The 16,332-nt window shown below is 39.5% G+C and carries 19 protein-coding genes; 14 read left to right on the top strand and 5 right to left on the bottom strand.

From position 1 onward, the window contains the following. Positions 1–52 precede the first annotated feature (52 nt). Together ACLIJJ_RS20825 and ACLIJJ_RS20820 are read right to left on the bottom strand one after the other, a co-directional pair. Positions 53–1,066 (bottom strand): sensor histidine kinase, encoded by a 1,014-nt coding sequence (locus ACLIJJ_RS20825; RefSeq protein WP_233315758.1) that lies wholly within the window; start codon positions 1,064–1,066, stop codon positions 53–55. After that, positions 1,063–1,752 carry a response regulator transcription factor gene (locus ACLIJJ_RS20820; protein WP_233315757.1) on the bottom strand — a complete coding sequence of 230 codons (690 nt, stop codon included), beginning with the start codon at positions 1,750–1,752 and terminating at the stop codon, positions 1,063–1,065. Before ACLIJJ_RS20820 ends, ACLIJJ_RS20825 begins: the two co-directional genes overlap by 4 nt. Before the next feature lie 129 nt (positions 1,753–1,881). Between ACLIJJ_RS20820 and ACLIJJ_RS20815 the strand changes: the two genes are divergently transcribed. The 3 genes from ACLIJJ_RS20815 to ACLIJJ_RS20805 all read left to right on the top strand — a co-directional run bounded on the left by ACLIJJ_RS20815 (position 1,882) and on the right by ACLIJJ_RS20805 (position 3,145). Next, positions 1,882–2,703 carry a methyl-accepting chemotaxis protein gene (locus ACLIJJ_RS20815; protein WP_233315756.1) on the top strand — a complete coding sequence of 274 codons (822 nt, stop codon included), beginning with the start codon at positions 1,882–1,884 and terminating at the stop codon, positions 2,701–2,703. Positions 2,704–2,777: 74 nt separating this feature from the next. Beyond that, positions 2,778–2,954, top strand: coding sequence for a hypothetical protein (locus ACLIJJ_RS20810; protein ID WP_233315755.1), 177 nt, complete (start codon positions 2,778–2,780; stop codon positions 2,952–2,954). Next, positions 2,954–3,145, top strand: a complete 192-nt coding sequence (locus tag ACLIJJ_RS20805) for a YwbE family protein (RefSeq protein ID WP_233315754.1) — start codon at positions 2,954–2,956, stop codon at positions 3,143–3,145. Before ACLIJJ_RS20810 ends, ACLIJJ_RS20805 begins: the two co-directional genes overlap by 1 nt. 402 nt (positions 3,146–3,547) lie before the next feature. On the opposite strand, the gene ACLIJJ_RS20800 is transcribed toward ACLIJJ_RS20805, so the two are convergent. Next, positions 3,548–3,931 (bottom strand): UPF0715 family protein, encoded by a 384-nt coding sequence (locus ACLIJJ_RS20800; RefSeq protein ID WP_233315753.1) that lies wholly within the window; start codon positions 3,929–3,931, stop codon positions 3,548–3,550. 234 nt (positions 3,932–4,165) lie between these two features. Here ACLIJJ_RS20800 and ACLIJJ_RS20795 point away from each other — a divergent pair, with 234 nt between their 5' ends. From ACLIJJ_RS20795 to ACLIJJ_RS20780, 4 genes are all read left to right on the top strand, one after another. After that, positions 4,166–4,777: a PH domain-containing protein gene (locus tag ACLIJJ_RS20795; RefSeq protein WP_233315752.1), complete on the top strand. Its 612-nt coding sequence runs from the start codon at positions 4,166–4,168 to the stop codon at positions 4,775–4,777. A 155-nt stretch (positions 4,778–4,932) separates the two neighbouring features. Then, on the top strand, positions 4,933–5,745 hold the full coding sequence (locus tag ACLIJJ_RS20790; RefSeq protein ID WP_233315751.1) for an alpha/beta fold hydrolase: 813 nt from the start codon (positions 4,933–4,935) through the stop codon (positions 5,743–5,745). Positions 5,746–5,765: 20 nt separating this feature from the next. Further along, positions 5,766–6,968 (top strand): SpoIIE family protein phosphatase, encoded by a 1,203-nt coding sequence (locus ACLIJJ_RS20785; RefSeq protein ID WP_251644809.1) that lies wholly within the window; start codon positions 5,766–5,768, stop codon positions 6,966–6,968. Between the two features lie 112 nt (positions 6,969–7,080). Next, a complete protein-coding gene (locus ACLIJJ_RS20780; RefSeq protein WP_411411542.1) occupies positions 7,081–8,241 on the top strand; it encodes an MFS transporter in 1,161 nt (386 codons plus the stop codon). 38 nt (positions 8,242–8,279) lie between these two features. On the opposite strand, the gene ACLIJJ_RS20775 is transcribed toward ACLIJJ_RS20780, so the two are convergent. Further along, positions 8,280–10,004, bottom strand: coding sequence for a HAMP domain-containing sensor histidine kinase (locus ACLIJJ_RS20775; protein ID WP_285109878.1), 1,725 nt, complete (start codon positions 10,002–10,004; stop codon positions 8,280–8,282). Beyond that, positions 10,005–10,706, bottom strand: coding sequence for a response regulator transcription factor (locus ACLIJJ_RS20770; protein ID WP_237941964.1), 702 nt, complete (start codon positions 10,704–10,706; stop codon positions 10,005–10,007). Between the two features lie 152 nt (positions 10,707–10,858). On the opposite strand from ACLIJJ_RS20770, the gene ACLIJJ_RS20765 reads away from it, so the two are divergent. The 7 genes from ACLIJJ_RS20765 (at position 10,859) to ACLIJJ_RS20735 (ending at position 16,246) form a co-directional block, all read left to right on the top strand. After that, complete coding sequence (locus ACLIJJ_RS20765) at positions 10,859–11,032, top strand: hypothetical protein (RefSeq protein ID WP_237941963.1); 174 nt, start codon at positions 10,859–10,861, stop codon at positions 11,030–11,032. 122 nt (positions 11,033–11,154) lie between these two features. Then, on the top strand, positions 11,155–11,835 hold the full coding sequence (locus tag ACLIJJ_RS20760) for an ABC transporter permease (protein ID WP_411411541.1): 681 nt from the start codon (positions 11,155–11,157) through the stop codon (positions 11,833–11,835). After that, complete coding sequence (locus tag ACLIJJ_RS20755) at positions 11,835–12,737, top strand: ABC transporter ATP-binding protein (protein ID WP_251644804.1); 903 nt, start codon at positions 11,835–11,837, stop codon at positions 12,735–12,737. The genes ACLIJJ_RS20760 and ACLIJJ_RS20755 overlap by 1 nt, the downstream gene beginning before the upstream one ends. A 129-nt stretch (positions 12,738–12,866) precedes the next feature. Beyond that, positions 12,867–13,769, top strand: coding sequence for an ABC transporter ATP-binding protein (locus ACLIJJ_RS20750; RefSeq protein ID WP_411411540.1), 903 nt, complete (start codon positions 12,867–12,869; stop codon positions 13,767–13,769). Beyond that, positions 13,770–14,504, top strand: coding sequence for an ABC transporter permease (locus ACLIJJ_RS20745; protein ID WP_233315743.1), 735 nt, complete (start codon positions 13,770–13,772; stop codon positions 14,502–14,504). A gap of 9 nt (positions 14,505–14,513) precedes the next feature. Further along, complete coding sequence (locus ACLIJJ_RS20740) at positions 14,514–15,647, top strand: sensor histidine kinase (protein WP_233315742.1); 1,134 nt, start codon at positions 14,514–14,516, stop codon at positions 15,645–15,647. Beyond that, positions 15,644–16,246 carry a response regulator transcription factor gene (locus ACLIJJ_RS20735; protein ID WP_233315741.1) on the top strand — a complete coding sequence of 201 codons (603 nt, stop codon included), beginning with the start codon at positions 15,644–15,646 and terminating at the stop codon, positions 16,244–16,246. Before ACLIJJ_RS20740 ends, ACLIJJ_RS20735 begins: the two co-directional genes overlap by 4 nt. The last annotated feature ends 86 nt before the right edge of the window (positions 16,247–16,332 follow it).

The raw sequence follows: 16,332 nt of genomic DNA, 5'->3' as shown, positions 1-16,332 counted from the left end.
GTCTCATCCTTCGAATCAGCGAACAAAATAGAAGAAGCATGTGACAGTTTTGTCACATGCTTGCATTGCTTAACAAATGGACAAAGTCATTCTTTCTTGGAAAGGTCAAGGTGAATGCTGTTCCTTTTTGCGGCAAGGAATCGACTTCCATTGTAATATGGAGGGTATCTGCTGCCTTTTTGGCAAGGTATAATCCCATGCCTGTCGCATGCTGGTTTTGATGGTTAGCTGTAGATGTGAAGCCTTTATCAAAAATACGCGGCAAATCCTTTTTCTCCATGCCGATTCCAAAATCACGGATTTGCAGTATAATCTGCTCGTCTTTCCTGCTGCTTGTAATGACAATATCTGCTTTTTCGCTGTATTTAACGGCATTTGTCAGCAGCTGTCTGATAATAAATGCCAGCCATTTACTGTCTGTCAGCACTGCGGTTTCTGAAAGCTCAACCTCAAAACCAATTCCTTTCTGGATACACCATGTCTGCAATGTGCGAATTTCATCGTATAAAATATCCTCTAAAGATACTTTTTCCACATACAAATCATTTTGCATGAAAGGCAAGCGTTTTGAATGAAGCTGCTGGTCAAGAAGATGATGTATCCGCAGCCATTCATATGTTAAATTGCCTCGCATTTCTTTATCGTCAATCCGGTCAATTAGAAGTCGCAATGTTGTCATAGGTGTCTTTACTTCATGAATCCAAGAGAGGAGGTCGTCTTTTTCTTGCTCTAATGCGACTGTATTTGTGAGCAGCTCTTCTTTTAACAACAAGGTTTGTTGTCTCAGACTTTCGGCGACAATTTCCTCGAATGGACTTTCAGGAACAGCGATACCTGATAAATCAAGATTATCGTCCCGCTCGGTCAAAGTTTTATAAAAAGCTGTTTCCTTTTGATATCTCCAAAACAAATACAGCAGGCAAAACAGCAAAGACAAAAATACTGTATATAGAACTGATGTGAAGGCAATTGTATCATCAAGTGCTGCCACAACCAGATTCAATGCTAGGAGAAACAAAATAAATAAAAGCCAGCTTTGTTTTTCTTTAATAAATTTCCAAATCATAGCTCGTCCTCTTCAATGGCAATATAGCCTTGGCCGACTTTCGTCTCAATAAACTTTCCGATTCCAATCTCCTCAAGCCGTTTGCGAAGCCGGTTAACATTCACTGTAAGGGTATTATCGCTTATAAAGCGGCTGTCATTCCAAAGATGTTCAATGAGCGTGTCTCGGCTGACAATTTTATTCTTTTGCTCAACAAGCAATTTTAAGATAAAAGCTTCATTCTTTGTCAGTTCGATTGTGCCATTTTCATTAGCTACAGTGTTTGTTTCATAATCGAGGGTTGCACCGCACCAAGTCTTCTTTTCCGTCTGTTCTAGGCTGTAATTGTACACACGGCGGAGAATTGCTTGAATTTTAGCGATTAGCACCTCGAAATGGAAGGGCTTCTGGACAAAATCATCAGCTCCAAGCTGCATCGACATGACCATATCAGTCGGATGATCTCGTGAGGACAGGAAAATAATCGGCACCTTTGATTGAGAGCGAATCATGCGGCACCAATGAAAGCCGTCGAACTTCGGAAGCTGGATGTCTATGATAACGAGATCAGGCTTTACTGTCGAAAAGTCCTGCATTACCTTAGAAAAGTCAGTTATCCCATATACTTCATAAGACCACTGGCTGAGCCGGTCCTTTACTTCAGCAAAAAGGGTTGCGTCATCTTCAATTAATAATATTTTGAACAAAAAATCACCGCACTTAAAAAATTGGTTATATTTGTATTATAAACGTCGATTGAACTAATGTGTAGAGATGTTTAGTATTTCCTTGCTTAAGTGATACTAAGAGTATTACGCGGGAAGGGAGTTCTACGATTGTTAAACAGAGCAGAATCATTAGAAAGCATTATCGACATTATCCCTATGATGAAAATGGCTATCCCGTTAGACTTGTCGATTGCCATTTGTGATAAAGAAAAGTTTGTCGCCTATTTTCCTGGAGATGCAATCGACTTGAAAATTAAAGTAAACCAGCTGCTTTCACGAGAGGAACCTCTTGCCATTGCTCTTCGGGATAAAAAAGCGTTCAAGTCCTCCGTTCCAGCAAATTTTTATGGATTTGAATTTATCGGCACAGCAACGCCGATTGTTAATACAAAGGGAGAGGTGATTGGCGGGATTGCTGTGCAAGTGCGCAGGCAGACTGAACTGCGGGAGATTGTCAATCAAATGCTCGCTTCTTTATTGCAGGCAAACAAACAAATTGGCATGATTACAGACAGCTCTGGATCTTTGGCTAATTTCTCACAGGAACTTCTTGGGCAATCAAAACAAGCAGAAGGAGAGGTGAATAAATCGACAGAGGTGTTGTCTCTTATTAAGCGGGTTGCGGATCAGACAAATTTGCTTGGTCTTAATGCAGCAATCGAGGCGGCCAGAGCAGGCGAAAAGGGGAAGGGCTTTGAAGTTGTCGCAAATGAAATTAGAAAGTTTTCCCGAGATACTGTTCAATCAACCCAGCAAATCCACGCTACAATGGAACAGATAAAGGCGGCGACAAGCAGAATGAATCGTTCGATTGAGAAGATAGCATCTATTGGGGAGTCACAGGCAAATTCAATTAAGCAAACATGTGCATTTATGGAGGAAATTCAGGAAATGGCAGTAAGACTGAATCAATTCGCCGATGAATTGTAGAGAATGATTTCTTCCTATTTAGGTGTGTGTTATAGTAGCAATAGCAAGTCAAAAATGCAATGGAGGAAAACAAAATGTCAGAACAAGAAAAGAAAAAAGTAAGCTTAAAGGATGCAATGAAGCAGCAGCTTGCCAATAAAAAGCAACAATCTCAGCAAGGCCCAAATCTTAACGGCAATACAAAAATGCAAAAGATGAACAGCCAGCAAACGAAAAAAACGAACAACCAGCGAAGAAGAATGGGCGTCTAATGAACGGCCAAAACAGAAAAGACATCACCTCCGGGCTAACGGTTGAAATCGTCTTAAAAGCAGATCAAAAAACAGGAAAGAGAACCGTTGGAGTAGTTAAAGATATTCTCACAAATTCCTCTTTCCATCCACATGGAATAAAAGTAAGGCTAACAGATGGGAAAGTCGGACGAGTGCAGGCCATTCGCTGATTTCCCTTTTTTTTATATCGAGGTAATTAGTACGATATTTTGTTCTTCTGCTAGTACAAGCATTATGAATAAGTAAATGGGAATTAAAATGCTGATTGGTCTGCTGACATCGGTTTCAACTCCTTATCGTTTGTTTTGGAAATAGCTGAAATGTTGTAAAAATTTGAGCACTTTACCAATGGCTTTGGTCTTGAATATTAATCGGGTTGCTTTTAATTATGCAGCATTATTTTATCATGTGATTTGCATTCCAGAAGGTTTTGTTCAATGTTTCGCAAAGAGGTTTGTGAATTGAAAACGCTGCCAAGAAAGTGGGCAGTTGCAGTATAATTAATTGTGAAGGAAAAATGAAGAAAACTATTAAACTAAGATCTTGGAATAAGAAAAACCTTACTATTTATACTATTCCTGCTGCTGCAGCAAAACCGAATCATAAATCCAAAAAATAATGGCACCAGCTAAAACCATTAAATAAAACTCCAGGAAATTAAAAGGATTTTGATGCATAGTCATTAACAAGACAGCATTAGTAATCGCAGAGCCAATCAGATAGATGAGAAGATATTTAATACTGAAGCTTTTAGGCTTTTGGTTCAGCTTAATTTGCAGCGGTGTAGCGATAAACAAATAAAAGAAAAAGATAATAAGAGAAAAAATGATAAGTTCCATAAAAGAAAAATAAGTTGACCGTAATAAAATAAAAACAAGACTAAGCGTTATTGCCGATAGAAGAGAGCAGATGAATGACCTGCCGATAAGATCAGAGTCGATATAAACCTTTTCCATATTAAAACACCTCGATAGGACTGTGTGATAGATTTACAATAAACAAAAAATTCCCCATTATTAGTATATGTTTGTATTCTTTCTTATGTAAGATACTTTCTTCCTAGATACAAATGGCACAACTTTTCGAAAAATAGTTTTCAACCTTTCCTTAAATAAGCTAAAATAATAGTAGTGGATGTAAATAAATGGAGTAATATACTAGAAGATTACCATTTTAGGAGGAACTCACCCGTGTTTAAAAAAATCGCGTCTGATGCATTAGGTTTAAGTGATGTAGGAAGTGTTATTCACCCTTCTGATTATGATAAAGTAGATGCTGATGATTATATCCTTCATGAGGATAATGAAAAAATTTACTTTTTGATTAAATCAAAGACAGATGAATATTGCTTTACAAACAGGGCGTTAGTCCATCTTGACGGTACGAGTGCAATCAGCAAAAAGAGAAGCTTGAAAAGATATTCGTATAAAGAGCATGCGATTTCTAATGTGTCGATGGAAACAGCAGGCACGATTGATCTCGATGTGGAAATTAAGTTTTCGATGGGAACTGTTCCATTCAGCATTGATATACATAAAAACCATATTGAAGCTATCAAGGATTTATATAAAGCATTAATCCGAATCAGTGAACTGACACAGGAAAACGAAATTTCTTTGGAATTTGCGAAGGAAAGTCTGCAAATTACGTCTAGTACATTAGTGCGTGCTTCAATAGAGGGAGATGTTTCCGAGCATTTCCGCAACATTAATGATCAAGTTTTTAACTGGCTCATGAACAGCCGTAAGAAATACAATGTAAAAGATTTCGGCTTCGTATTTGAAAAATATATTAATAATTAATAAACTAGCAGGCATCTTCATAGGAAGATGTCTTTTTGTCTAGTGAAAATCTCAAAAAAAAGATATTCAAACTTTGAACTATTTTATTTAATTTTCAAGACTTTTTAGCATATAATGACCTTATCAACTAAAACGAAAAAGTAAAAGGGGACTAAATGGGACAGCATCCAAAAATAACACATCGCAATAATGTTAAAGTTAGTGGGAACGGCTCCAAAACAATGATCTTTGCCCATGGGTTTGGGTGTGACCAAAATATGTGGCGCTGGACAGCCAGTGCTTTTGAACAAGACTATCAAGTTGTCCTGTTTGACTATGTCGGTTCTGGCAAATCTGACATCTCCCAATATGATCAAGAGAAATATGAAAGCTTGCACGGCTATGTACAGGACGTTCTCGACATTTGCGATGAGCTGCAGCTCGAGGATGCTATTTTTGTTGGCCATTCTGTCAGTTCCATTATCGGCTTGCTGGCATCCTTGGAAAGACCGCAATGCTTTAGCAATCTGATCATGATTGGTCCTTCACCATGCTATTTGAACAAGCCGCCATACTATGGAGGGTTTGAGGAGGAAGAGCTTCATGGATTGATTGATTTGCTCGACAAAAACTATATCGGCTGGGCGAAAGGTTTTGCTGCGATGGTCATGGCGAATGAAGACCAGCCTTCTCTTGCAGAAGAGCTGATGATCAGCATTTGTTCGACAGATCCAGTTATTGCCCGTCAGTTTGCGATTGCTACGTTTTTCTCTGATTATCGCCAAGAACTTGCGAAAGCTTCTGTGCCATCCCTTATTATTCAATGTTCAGATGATGTGGTTGCGCCAAAAGCAGTCGGTGAATATATGCATCAAAATATGCGTGACAGTCTTATAAGAGTAATTGATGCAGCTGGACACTGCCCTCATCTGAGCCATCCGGACCAAACGGTTGAATTAATGAGAGAATATTTAGGCACCCTTGATTAAGGGAAAGGAGCTGGTGATGTATGGATAGACAACTGGATGAAGCACCATGCGGCTTTCTAATGCTTTCAGATAACGGGAATATTCTGTCCGTCAACAGAACCTTGCTGGAGCTGTTAGGGTTTGACCGTCATGACTTGATTAATAAGCATATGAATCAGTTATTGACGAAGCCCTCAAGGATCTTTTGCCAGCTTTATTTTTTTCCGCTAATTCGTCATGAAAATAAAATTGAAGAAATGCACTTTTCTCTGCAGAAAAAAGGCGGCGAGGAGATTCCTGCCTTGATTTTTGCAAATAGACATAAGAAAGAAGGCGTCTTTGTCATTGAATGTGTGCTTGTTCCGATGCATCAACGACTTGAGTTTGAAAGTGAGATTTTGAAGGCAAGAAACATTGCTGCTGCAGCCTTGAAGGAAGCGGCTGAAACAAACAAAGAGCTTGAAAAGGTTCTTTGTGAATTGCAAGCTAAACAAAAGGAGCTTATTAAACTCAATAAACAAAAGGAACAATATCAGGAGCGAATCAAAAGGGAGCTGGATTTGGCTAAAAACATTCAGGGCATTTCCTTATCCACTCCTTTCAGTAATGAGGAGATAAGCATTTCTGCTTATTACCAGTCATCAAACGAGCTGTCTGGTGATATGTACAGCTTTTATCAAATTTCTCCAGGCAAGTATGGATTTATCATTCTTGATGTTATGGGGCATGGGATTTCGTCTGCCTTGATTTCCATGTCGCTCAGGTCACTGTTTCAGCTGTTGATTATGAAAGGCGCTACCGCTGAGGAAATTATGGCAGAGCTTGATACACAGCTTCATCTTCTGTTTCGCAATGGTGATGGCATAAAGCATTATTGTACAGCGATCTTTTTAACCATTGACACGAATACAAAGGAGATAGAATACATAAATGCAGGTCACCCTCCGGCGTTGTGGATTGGGAGAGACACAGAAATCACGGAATTCAAATCAACAATCCCGCCAATCGGCATATTTGAGGATTTAACATTCCGAAAAAGCAGCTTTGCTTATCAAGAAGGCGGCAGACTGTTCTTATATACAGACGGTGTAACAGAAGCCATTTCTGCTAACACGCTTAATTTATTGGTGAAAGAACAAGAGCCTATTCACGCTATTAAGGAAAAAATTGTCCATTTTTTAAAGCTCGATGAGGAGATAGGAATAAAGGTAGATGATCGCTGCTTTTTGCTTATTGAGGTGTAGAGGTAAGCTAAAAAGCAGCTTGTTCTTTTTTTACTTTTTTAAAGAGAAGGCAGCCATTGGGCTGTTTTTTTCGATATAATGGTCCTATTTGATGCATCGAAAGGGGAATTATATGAATAAAAAATATCCAGTGGCATTGTGGACATTGGTAATTGGCGCATTTGCAATCGGCATGACAGAGTTTGTTATCATGGGCTTGCTGCCAGAAGTGGCAAGGGATGTTAACTCTTCTATTGCTGCAGCAGGACAGCTTATTACTGGCTATGCCCTTGGTGTGGCAGTCGGCGGCCCTATTCTTGTCCTTATAACCTATAAAATGTCACAAAAGAACTTATTAATGTTGTTAATGGTAATATTTATTCTCGGAAACTTAATGTCAACAATTGCGTCAAGCTACGGTGTACTTATGGCTTCCCGTTTGCTGACGTCATTGGCGCACGGCTCGTTCTTTGGAGTAGGAGCAATTATGGCCGCAAGTCTTGTAGAGCATTCTCGCCGTGCCAGCGCAATGGCATTGATGTTCACAGGATTGACAGTTGCTAATGTAATCGGTGTGCCATTCGGTACATTTGTTGGCCAGCAGCTCGGCTGGCGGAGCAGCTTCCTCATTATCGCAGTCATTGGCTTTATTACACTTATTGGAATATATATGCTTGTGCCAAAGCCGAAACAGCAGAAAAAGGCGGACTTAAGAAAAGAGCTTGCTGTCCTCAAGAACAATCAGTTATGGCTGGCTTTGTTGATTGCAATGTTCTGCTTTGGCAGTGTGTTCACATTGTTCACATACATCACACCGATTTTAACAGATGTAACAGGCTTCCCATCTGCAGCAGTATCGTGGATACTCGTCGTGTTCGGGCTTGGAGTTACAGTTGGCAATATCGTGGGCGGAAAATTGGCAGACTGGAATATTAATTTATCCTTGCAGTATATATTGGTTATCTTCATTCTGTACTTCTTTGTTCTGTATCTGCTGCAATTCTCCACAATATTGATGATTCCAGGCATATTCCTGTTCGGCGTCCTTGCCTTTTCCATGGTGCCAATGCTCCAGTTCCGCATACTCGGGCTGTCAGCAGAAGCACCAACAATTGCAAGCACGCTAAATCAATCGGCAATGAATCTCGGCAATGCCGGCGGTGCATTTGCAGGAGGCTTGTCGGTTACTTATTTGCCACTTCAAGATCTTGTTCTGGTGGCACCAATCATTACAGTAGTCGGATTTGTCTTGCTGTTTGTTCAGCTTAGAGCTGTGAAGACGAAGACAGCATAATAAAAAAAGACTTCTTCCTATTGGGAAGAAGCCTTTTTTTATTCATCAGCAAGCGGAAGGAGAATGCGAATATAAGTACCTTTACCAAGTTCGCTTTTTACCTTGATGGAGCCGCCATGGAGTTCAATCAGCTTTTTCGTTATCGCCATGCCAAGTCCAGTCCCATTATTAGAGCTGCTTGTGTTTGTTCCTCTGTAGTAGCGCTCAAACAGCCTGTTCAATGTTTCATTATCCATGCCAACACCGTCATCCTCAATCATAATCATCAGTAAATGCTGATCAAGCTTGCGGATGGATACCGTGACAGTCGTTTCTGGCGGATTGTATTTTAGGGCATTTTCAAGCAGATTTTCCATAATGCGCTGAAACCATTTCGGATCTACTGCTGCGATTACAGAACCTTCATAAGGCTGGAATACAAACTGATATTGCTGTCCAGCAGGTCCATTTACATAATGAATGACCGTTCGCCTAATTTGTTCATTTATCTCTACGTTTTCCTTAGCGATAGGGAAGGCGTCGCTCCTAAGCTGGTATGTTAAGGTCAAATCCTCAAGCAGCTGCTTCATATATTGCGCCTTTTCCGCAATTGTGGCAGAGAATGTCCGAACCTCACTTTCTGACCATGAATATTGGTCTGATTGCAGCATCTCCGCATAGCCCCCAATAGAGGCAAGTGGTGTTTTCAAGTCATGAGAAAGACCGCTGATCCACTCATCTCTGACTTTACTCGCCTTTATTCTTGCTTGTTTATTTTGCTCTAAGGTCTCCGTCAGCTGAGTCAGGGTTGTAATTAATTCCTTGTATATTCTATATTTCTTTTTCAGCTTTCCTTTTTTCGTCATTATTACAGAGTGCTTGTAATGTCCATCCTCATAAACTCCTTTGCCTAGATCTCCAATCCAATTCATGATGGTAACAAGGGGGGCGCCAAACCTATAGCCGAACACAATAGTCACCGCTAATAATAGAAGGAGGCTGACAACAAAAATGATAAAGGCAGTACTTCCAAAGGCCTTCATCATTTCAGTCTCAATTTGTCCGTAATCCACTTTTTCGGTGCCGACAAGGAGAACTTGCCCTGTCTGTTCATAGTAATAGGCTGAAGAATCCTTGTTTTCCACTTTAGTCAGCTGCAATAACTCATAAACAGAATAGTGGTCCTTCTGATTATCTGCCATAAAACCGTCCTGGGTTGACCCATCCACATTGATAAGCTGCACCCAGCCTTGGCTGTTCTTTATGTTTTTTTTTACAGCCTCTGAAAGATCCAATTGGCTTTTCTTCCAATTTACCTCTTTTTTAATAGTCTCTAAAATACCCTTACTGCTGTTTTCTGTTCCAAAGAGAATAATCAGGGGCTTTTTTGTATCCTCACGTATTGTCCAGATTTTATAATCGTACTGCTGCAATGACTGATTTTCAGATAAAAGCAATTTATAATCGGTTTTAGTGAACTCAAAATCTGCTGGTGTGTTGTATGTTTTTAAAAGTTTTCCGTCCTTAGAAAGTACAGCAATCCAGCCATCCTGTTTCTTAGCTAACTTTTTTATGTCAGATTCAATTGTTATTTGTCCTTTATCTATGGAAAAAGAGCCTTCTATAGAAGAAACATCAGCTTTCGTTAAATCACTGTTTACTTCTAATTTTGTTAAAGTGTAGCCGAAGAATACCCAAAATATAAAGATAAGGACAGCAATAAAGGAGGATACAAGAAGAAGCTGAAAAAAGAATTGCAATATAAATCGTTTAGGCATATTCATTTAGTTGCGACCTTCTGCGGCTAATTTATAGCCGAGCCCTCTCACTGTCACGATTAATTGGGGCTTGCTGGGGTCTAGTTCAATTTTTTCCCTGAGCTTGCGGATATGAACCATAATTGTGTTATCCTCACCGAGAAAATCTTCCCCCCACACATTTTCATACAGCTGGGCTTTACTGAAGAGCTGATTAGGATGCTGGCAGAAGAACAGCAGCAGTTGATACACCTGTGCTGGTAAGGACACCTTAACACCTCTAACGATAACTTCACCAGAAGAGCGGTTGACAGATAAATCTCCAAATTGATAATTGGCACTTTCCTTCACATTGCTGACTTTATGTCTCCTTAAATGGGCTTTCACTCTCGCCACTGCTTCAAGAGGGTTAAATGGTTTTGTGATATAATCGTCAGCACCTAACGCAAAGCCTGACAGTTTATCAAGATCAGTAGACCTTGCTGTCAGGAAGAAAATCGTAGCATTCGTTTTTTCTCTGATGAGAGGACATATTTCAAAACCACTTCGGTCTGGAAGCATCACATCCAGAAAAATCAGGTCGTAGCTGTTGACCCCACAAAGCCTGAGCGCTTCCTCTGCTGTTTCTGCCGTATCAATTCGCTCAAACCCTTCTTTCTGCAAAATGATTCGCAACATTTGGTGGATTGCCTGTTCATCATCCACAATCAATAGTCTTGTATTTTCCATATAAATAATCTCCCTAATACAACAATATATAAAAATATCATATCATTTTTTTTGGTAATTTATTTGCAATTAAGGGAGAATTAAGGTTCCGATTCAGCAGGGTTAAGGTAGGATAGATATAATCCTTATAGATTAAAAAATGAGGTGACAAAATGAAAAAAGTATTCAGCGTAATGGGAACCTTAGCAGCGCTCCTTATAATTTCGAGACATTTTGGTAATGATTTTGCAGCACAGCATTACGATAAATTATTTCTTCTATTTATTGTAGGATTGTTCGGCCAGATCATCTTTCATCTGTGGGAGAAAAAAAGCCATGAGAAGTAAAAGAATGATCGTTATGGAGTGAAGTGAATTTTTTATATTACATGTGTTGTTCATAATCCTGTTGGAGGGCACTTAATTATAGAGGAAGAACGCATAAAGATACTTAATGGAGGGGAAATATTTTGTTTGCAATCGGCAAAAGAGAATTTTTTCAATTATTTAAAGGAGTCAAAGCCGTACTGATTATTATACTGTTTTTAGTTACTGCATATTATTCTGCAAAGTTCGCAGGTCCATTAGCATCTATAGCGGAGTTGTCAGCAAAGGAAGCTAGTGTTGCAGGCGTGATGTTCTTAATTATGTTTTTCGGGCAGCTGTTTGTTACAAGCCTTTCCCATGATAGCATCAACAGGGAAGTATATGAGCGGACGATGCGGTTTTTAGTAACTAAAACGTCGAGGTCTTCTATTCTTTACGGGAAATTCTTCGGTATCTGGATATTTTGGTTTGTTTCTCTGTTTACATCATTTCTTATCATCAGCATTATTACCAAAAAGATTAATATTTTGATATTCACCCAGACAATGAGTCTGCTCACATTACAGATTGCTTTTGTCCTATGTTTATCAGTTTTAATTCCAAAACCAAGTGTTACTATGTTTTTTGGCATTATAGGAAGTATAATCTTTCCTATTTTAGGGGGATGGTTAGTTCTCACTACTAATCCTGCGATTAGTTGGCTGAAGTATGTAAATCCATATTATTACTTCGATAAAAAGGATTATACGTTTGTAGTAGTCCTTCTGTTCGCAGGAATCCTAATTTACTTAGCTAATCTTGTCTTCAAAAGGAGGGAATGCTGATGACAGCTATTAAAGCACAAAAAATGACAAAGGTGTATAACGGAGTAACCGTTGTGAATGGTATTGACTTAAAAGTGGAAAAAGGAGAGATATTTGGGTTTCTTGGCAGAAATGGTGCGGGAAAATCAACTTTTATTAATATGCTGACGGGCATTGCAAAGCCGACTTCTGGATCATTTACGTTATTAAATGGAGATACCGAAGCCACAGAAGTGAAAAGAAGAATCGGTGTGATGCCTGATTATTCTACTTTCTATGGTTCAACTACGGCACTTGAGCACTTGCGGTTTTTCTCTTCTCTTTCAGGGAAGCCTGCACAAAAAAGTGCTTGTATGGAAGCGTTAGAGGCAGTCGGCCTAGCTGAACATGCCAATAAAAAAGCAGGTAAATTCTCCTTTGGGATGAAGAAGAAGCTTGGTGTTGCGCAAGCGATTATTCATGATCCTGAGCTGTTATTTTTAGATGAACCAACATCCGGTATGGACGCAGAGTCCGTTATTCAAATTCAGCGGCTGATTAAAAGCTTGCATAACAAAGGCAAAACAATCTTTTTGACTTCTCATAATCTGGATGAGGTTGAAAAGCTGTGTACAAGGATTGCCATTATGAAGGAAGGACGCATTGTCAAAATTGGAACGATGGATGAGCTGCGAGCCTTTTACCGTACAAATATTATTGTCAAAATCAGACATAGCATTGTCCCTGTTTCAGAAGAACAGAAGCTTCGTCAATGGTTGGAAGGCAAAGGGACAGATGTCCAGTTTGGCGATAAATTGACATTCATTACTGTGGATGAAGATAAAAAGATTGCAGAAATTACAAGAGCCTTTACTGCCTGCAAAACAGACATCTTCCGTGTGGAGGTCGAAGAGCCGACTTTAGAGGAGATATTTTTGGATTGACCCCTTTAGTTAGGGGTCTTTTTTCTGAGGAGATGACAAATGTCATCTTTATTTCATGACATTTACGACTAAAAAGGAGAGTGGAAGGATTATACAATTAGTTTATCAACAGCGGAGGTGGTTTACGTTTTGGAAAAGGTTATCGAACTTACCAATGTATCAAAGCAGTTTCAGCAGAAAAGGGCTGTGAATGATATCTCTTTTACAATAAAGAAGGGAGAAGCAGTTGCTATCCTTGGAGCAAATGGGGCGGGAAAAACAACGACAATTCTCTTAATGCTTGGGCTATTACAGCCGTCAAAAGGCACTGTTCATTTGTTTCAATCTGAGCCAAAACGAAAGGAAGTAAGAGAGAAAATTGGATCAATGCTTCAGGAAACAAGTGTGATGGACAGTCTGAAAGTAAAGGAAATTATCAAGTTAGTGCAAAGCTATTATCTAGAGCCTTTATCTGCTGATCAATTGCTTGCTATTACTGGTCTTTCTAAACAGGATTGGAATAGACGCACAGAAAAATTATCTGGCGGCCAAAAGCGCAGGCTTCATTTTGCTTTGGCTCTCGCGGGAAACCCGGAGTTAATTTTCTTAGATGAACCAACAGTAGGTATGGACATCAACGCAAGGAAGGCATTCTGGGAGACAGTGGCAGCGTTAAAGAGTCAGGGAAAGACAATTATTTTTACTACCCATTATTTGCAGGAAGCAGATGAGGCGGCAGAAAGGATTATTATGATAAGTGACGGCGAAGTTGTGGGTGACGGAACTCCTGAACAATTGAAAGCAAAATGGACTAAAAAGACGATTTCCTTTAAAGAAGCAGCTGATTACGCGCTGGATATATATGAATCTATCCCATTTGTAGAGGAAGTGATAAGGGAGAAAGGGAGGGTTAGTCTTGTCACAGTTGATTCAGATAAGACAATTTACCATATTTTCGAAATGAAGCTCAAAATCCAGGATATTGAAATTCAGCAAGGGAAATTGGAAGATGCCTTTTCCAAGCTCCTTCAGGAAAAAAAGGAGGAAGTTTAAATGAAGATGTTCAGCAGACAAAGCCAGGCAGAACTGATTCGTATGTTTCGCAACCGTTATTATATTTTTTGGTCTTTGCTTATGCCGATTATTTTTTATTATATCTTCACCAAGGTTGTCAGCACACCAAATGTGGATGCTGATTTGTGGCAAGCCCATTACTTAATGTCGATGACAACCTTCAGTGTCATGGGAAGCTCCATTATGACATTAGGCATCAAGATGGTTCAGGAGCGCTCTGAAGGCTGGACCTTGTATTTGAACATTACACCTTTGCCTACAAGCATATATTTTGCTGCCAAGATTGCAGCACAAACTGTTATCCATCTATTTTCGATCTTTGTTATCTTTTTGGCAGGCTATATTATAAATGGTGTCAGCCTTGAGCCAATGCAGTGGCTGTTATGTGTGCTATGGATTCTTTTCGGCTCGTTGCCTTTCCTTGCAATTGGAACATTGGTGGGTTCAATGAAAAAGGTAGAAACAGCAGCTGGCATAAGCAATTTAATTTATATGGCTTTGGCTGTCGTAGGGGGCATGTGGATGCCTGTAGAAGTTTTTCCGAAATTTATGCAGACTATTTCCGTATGGCTGCCGTCAAATTCCTTCGCAGGAGGAGCATGGGAAATAATTAGAGGGAACAGTCCTTCAATTCAAGGTTTTCTGTTAATAATAGGGTACCTTTTCCTATTTATGGTATTATCTATATATATTAGAAAAAGGCAATATGCATAAGGAGAATTTATGGCTAGTACTAAAAAACTGGAGATTTTTCCTGCAAGATTTGGATTTTTTCCATATGTATTCTTAGTTTATATGATTTTGCCAGGTGTTTATATTGCACATGAACGATTGTCAAAACTAGTGTTAGGATATTTTCTTCTTGGTTTATTTCTGATCTCCTACAGACAGCTTTACTTTCTTATCAAGAAAAGGGGCTATACCTTTTGGCTGACCATTCAACTTGCTGTCATCTTAATCTTAAGTATGTTTTATAACTTAAATGTGTTATTTATGGGTTTCTTTCCAGCCCACTTTATTGGTTATTATGCAAACAAACGGTCATTCTCCAAAGCTCTCAGCTTCTTTGCATGCGTGCTTATTATCCCGATTTTGTACCACTGGGAGACAATATCTTTCCGTAGTCTGCTTTACTATATTCCTTTTCTTGTTATCATGCTTGTGTCGCCATTCGGCATTCGCTCAATGGATAGAAGAATGGAATTAGAGCAGCAGCTTGATGCAGCAAATAAGCAAATTAAAGAGCTCGTAAAAAGAGAGGAAAGAGTAAGAATTGCCCGCGATTTACATGATACGTTAGGCCATACTTTATCATTGCTGACACTGAAAAGTCAGCTGATTGGCAAGATGGCAGTTAAGTCGCCGGATTTGATAAAAAATGAGGCAAAGCAAATGGAGGAAATTTCTCGTTCGGCATTGAGACAGGTTAGGGAACTGGTATCGGATATGAGATCAATAACGATACAAGAGGAACTGGTTGAAGTTCAAGCTATCCTAGAGGCTGCAGGAATTGTCAGCCATATAGACGCAAGCCTCAATGAGTATGAAGACATCTCAGCACTGACACAAAATATTGTCAGCCTTTGTTTAAAAGAGGCGGTCACAAATGTAGTGAAGCATAGCAGTGCGAGTAATTGTCATATAAAAATTAAGAACAGCAGTGGACAGCTGACGGTGAGTATAACAGATGATGGCAAGGGTATACCTGAGGGCAATTGGTTCGGAAATGGGCTGAAGGGCATGAAGGAAAGGCTGGAGATACTGGAAGGAAACTTGCATTTGTCATCAGAAGCGGGAACGCTGCTTACTATTAACATCCCAATTGTTATCAAGGATCGGAAGGAGGAGATAATTTGATTACAGTCATTATTTCTGAAGATCAGAGAATGCTGAGAGGAGCTTTAGGTACTCTGTTAAGTTTTGAAGAGGATATCGATGTGATAGGGCAGGCTGCTAATGGAAAAGAAGCCCTTGAGCTGATTGAAACCCTCTCTCCAGATGTTTGTCTGTTGGATATTGAGATGCCTGTTAGGAGCGGTCTGGAGGTTGCTGAAGAGCTGCAAAGAAAAAATACTGCAATAAAAATTATTATCCTGACCACATTTGCAAGACCAGGCTACTTTGAAAAAGCGTTAAAAGCAAATGTTCACGGCTACTTGCTTAAGGACGGACCAAGTGAGGACCTGGCAGAAGCGATTCGCAATGTTATGAAGGGAAAAAGAGAGTTTGCCTCTGAATTGATTTTTGGCAGCATAGGTACAGAAAATCCATTAACAGAAAGAGAACAAGAGATTTTAGCTCTCGTGGCTGCAGGAAAAACTGTCCAAGAAATTTCCTCGACCTTGTATCTTTCTTCCGGCACTATCCGCAACTATATTTCTGAAGTATTAAATAAATTAGAAGTCAAAAACAGAATTGAAGCAATTTCAAAGGCGCAAAATAATGGCTGGATATAAACCAATTTATTACTTTTATTTACTGTCCATCTTTTAAGGCAGCTTTTTATGCTGCCTCCTCACCTCTTTATACCTATCCGACTACC

The sequence above is a fragment of the Niallia laureatilytica genome, from assembly GCF_046613985.1.
GTDB lineage: Bacteria > Bacillota > Bacilli > Bacillales > Cytobacillaceae > Niallia.
This window is presented reverse-complemented; position numbering and strand designations above follow the sequence as displayed.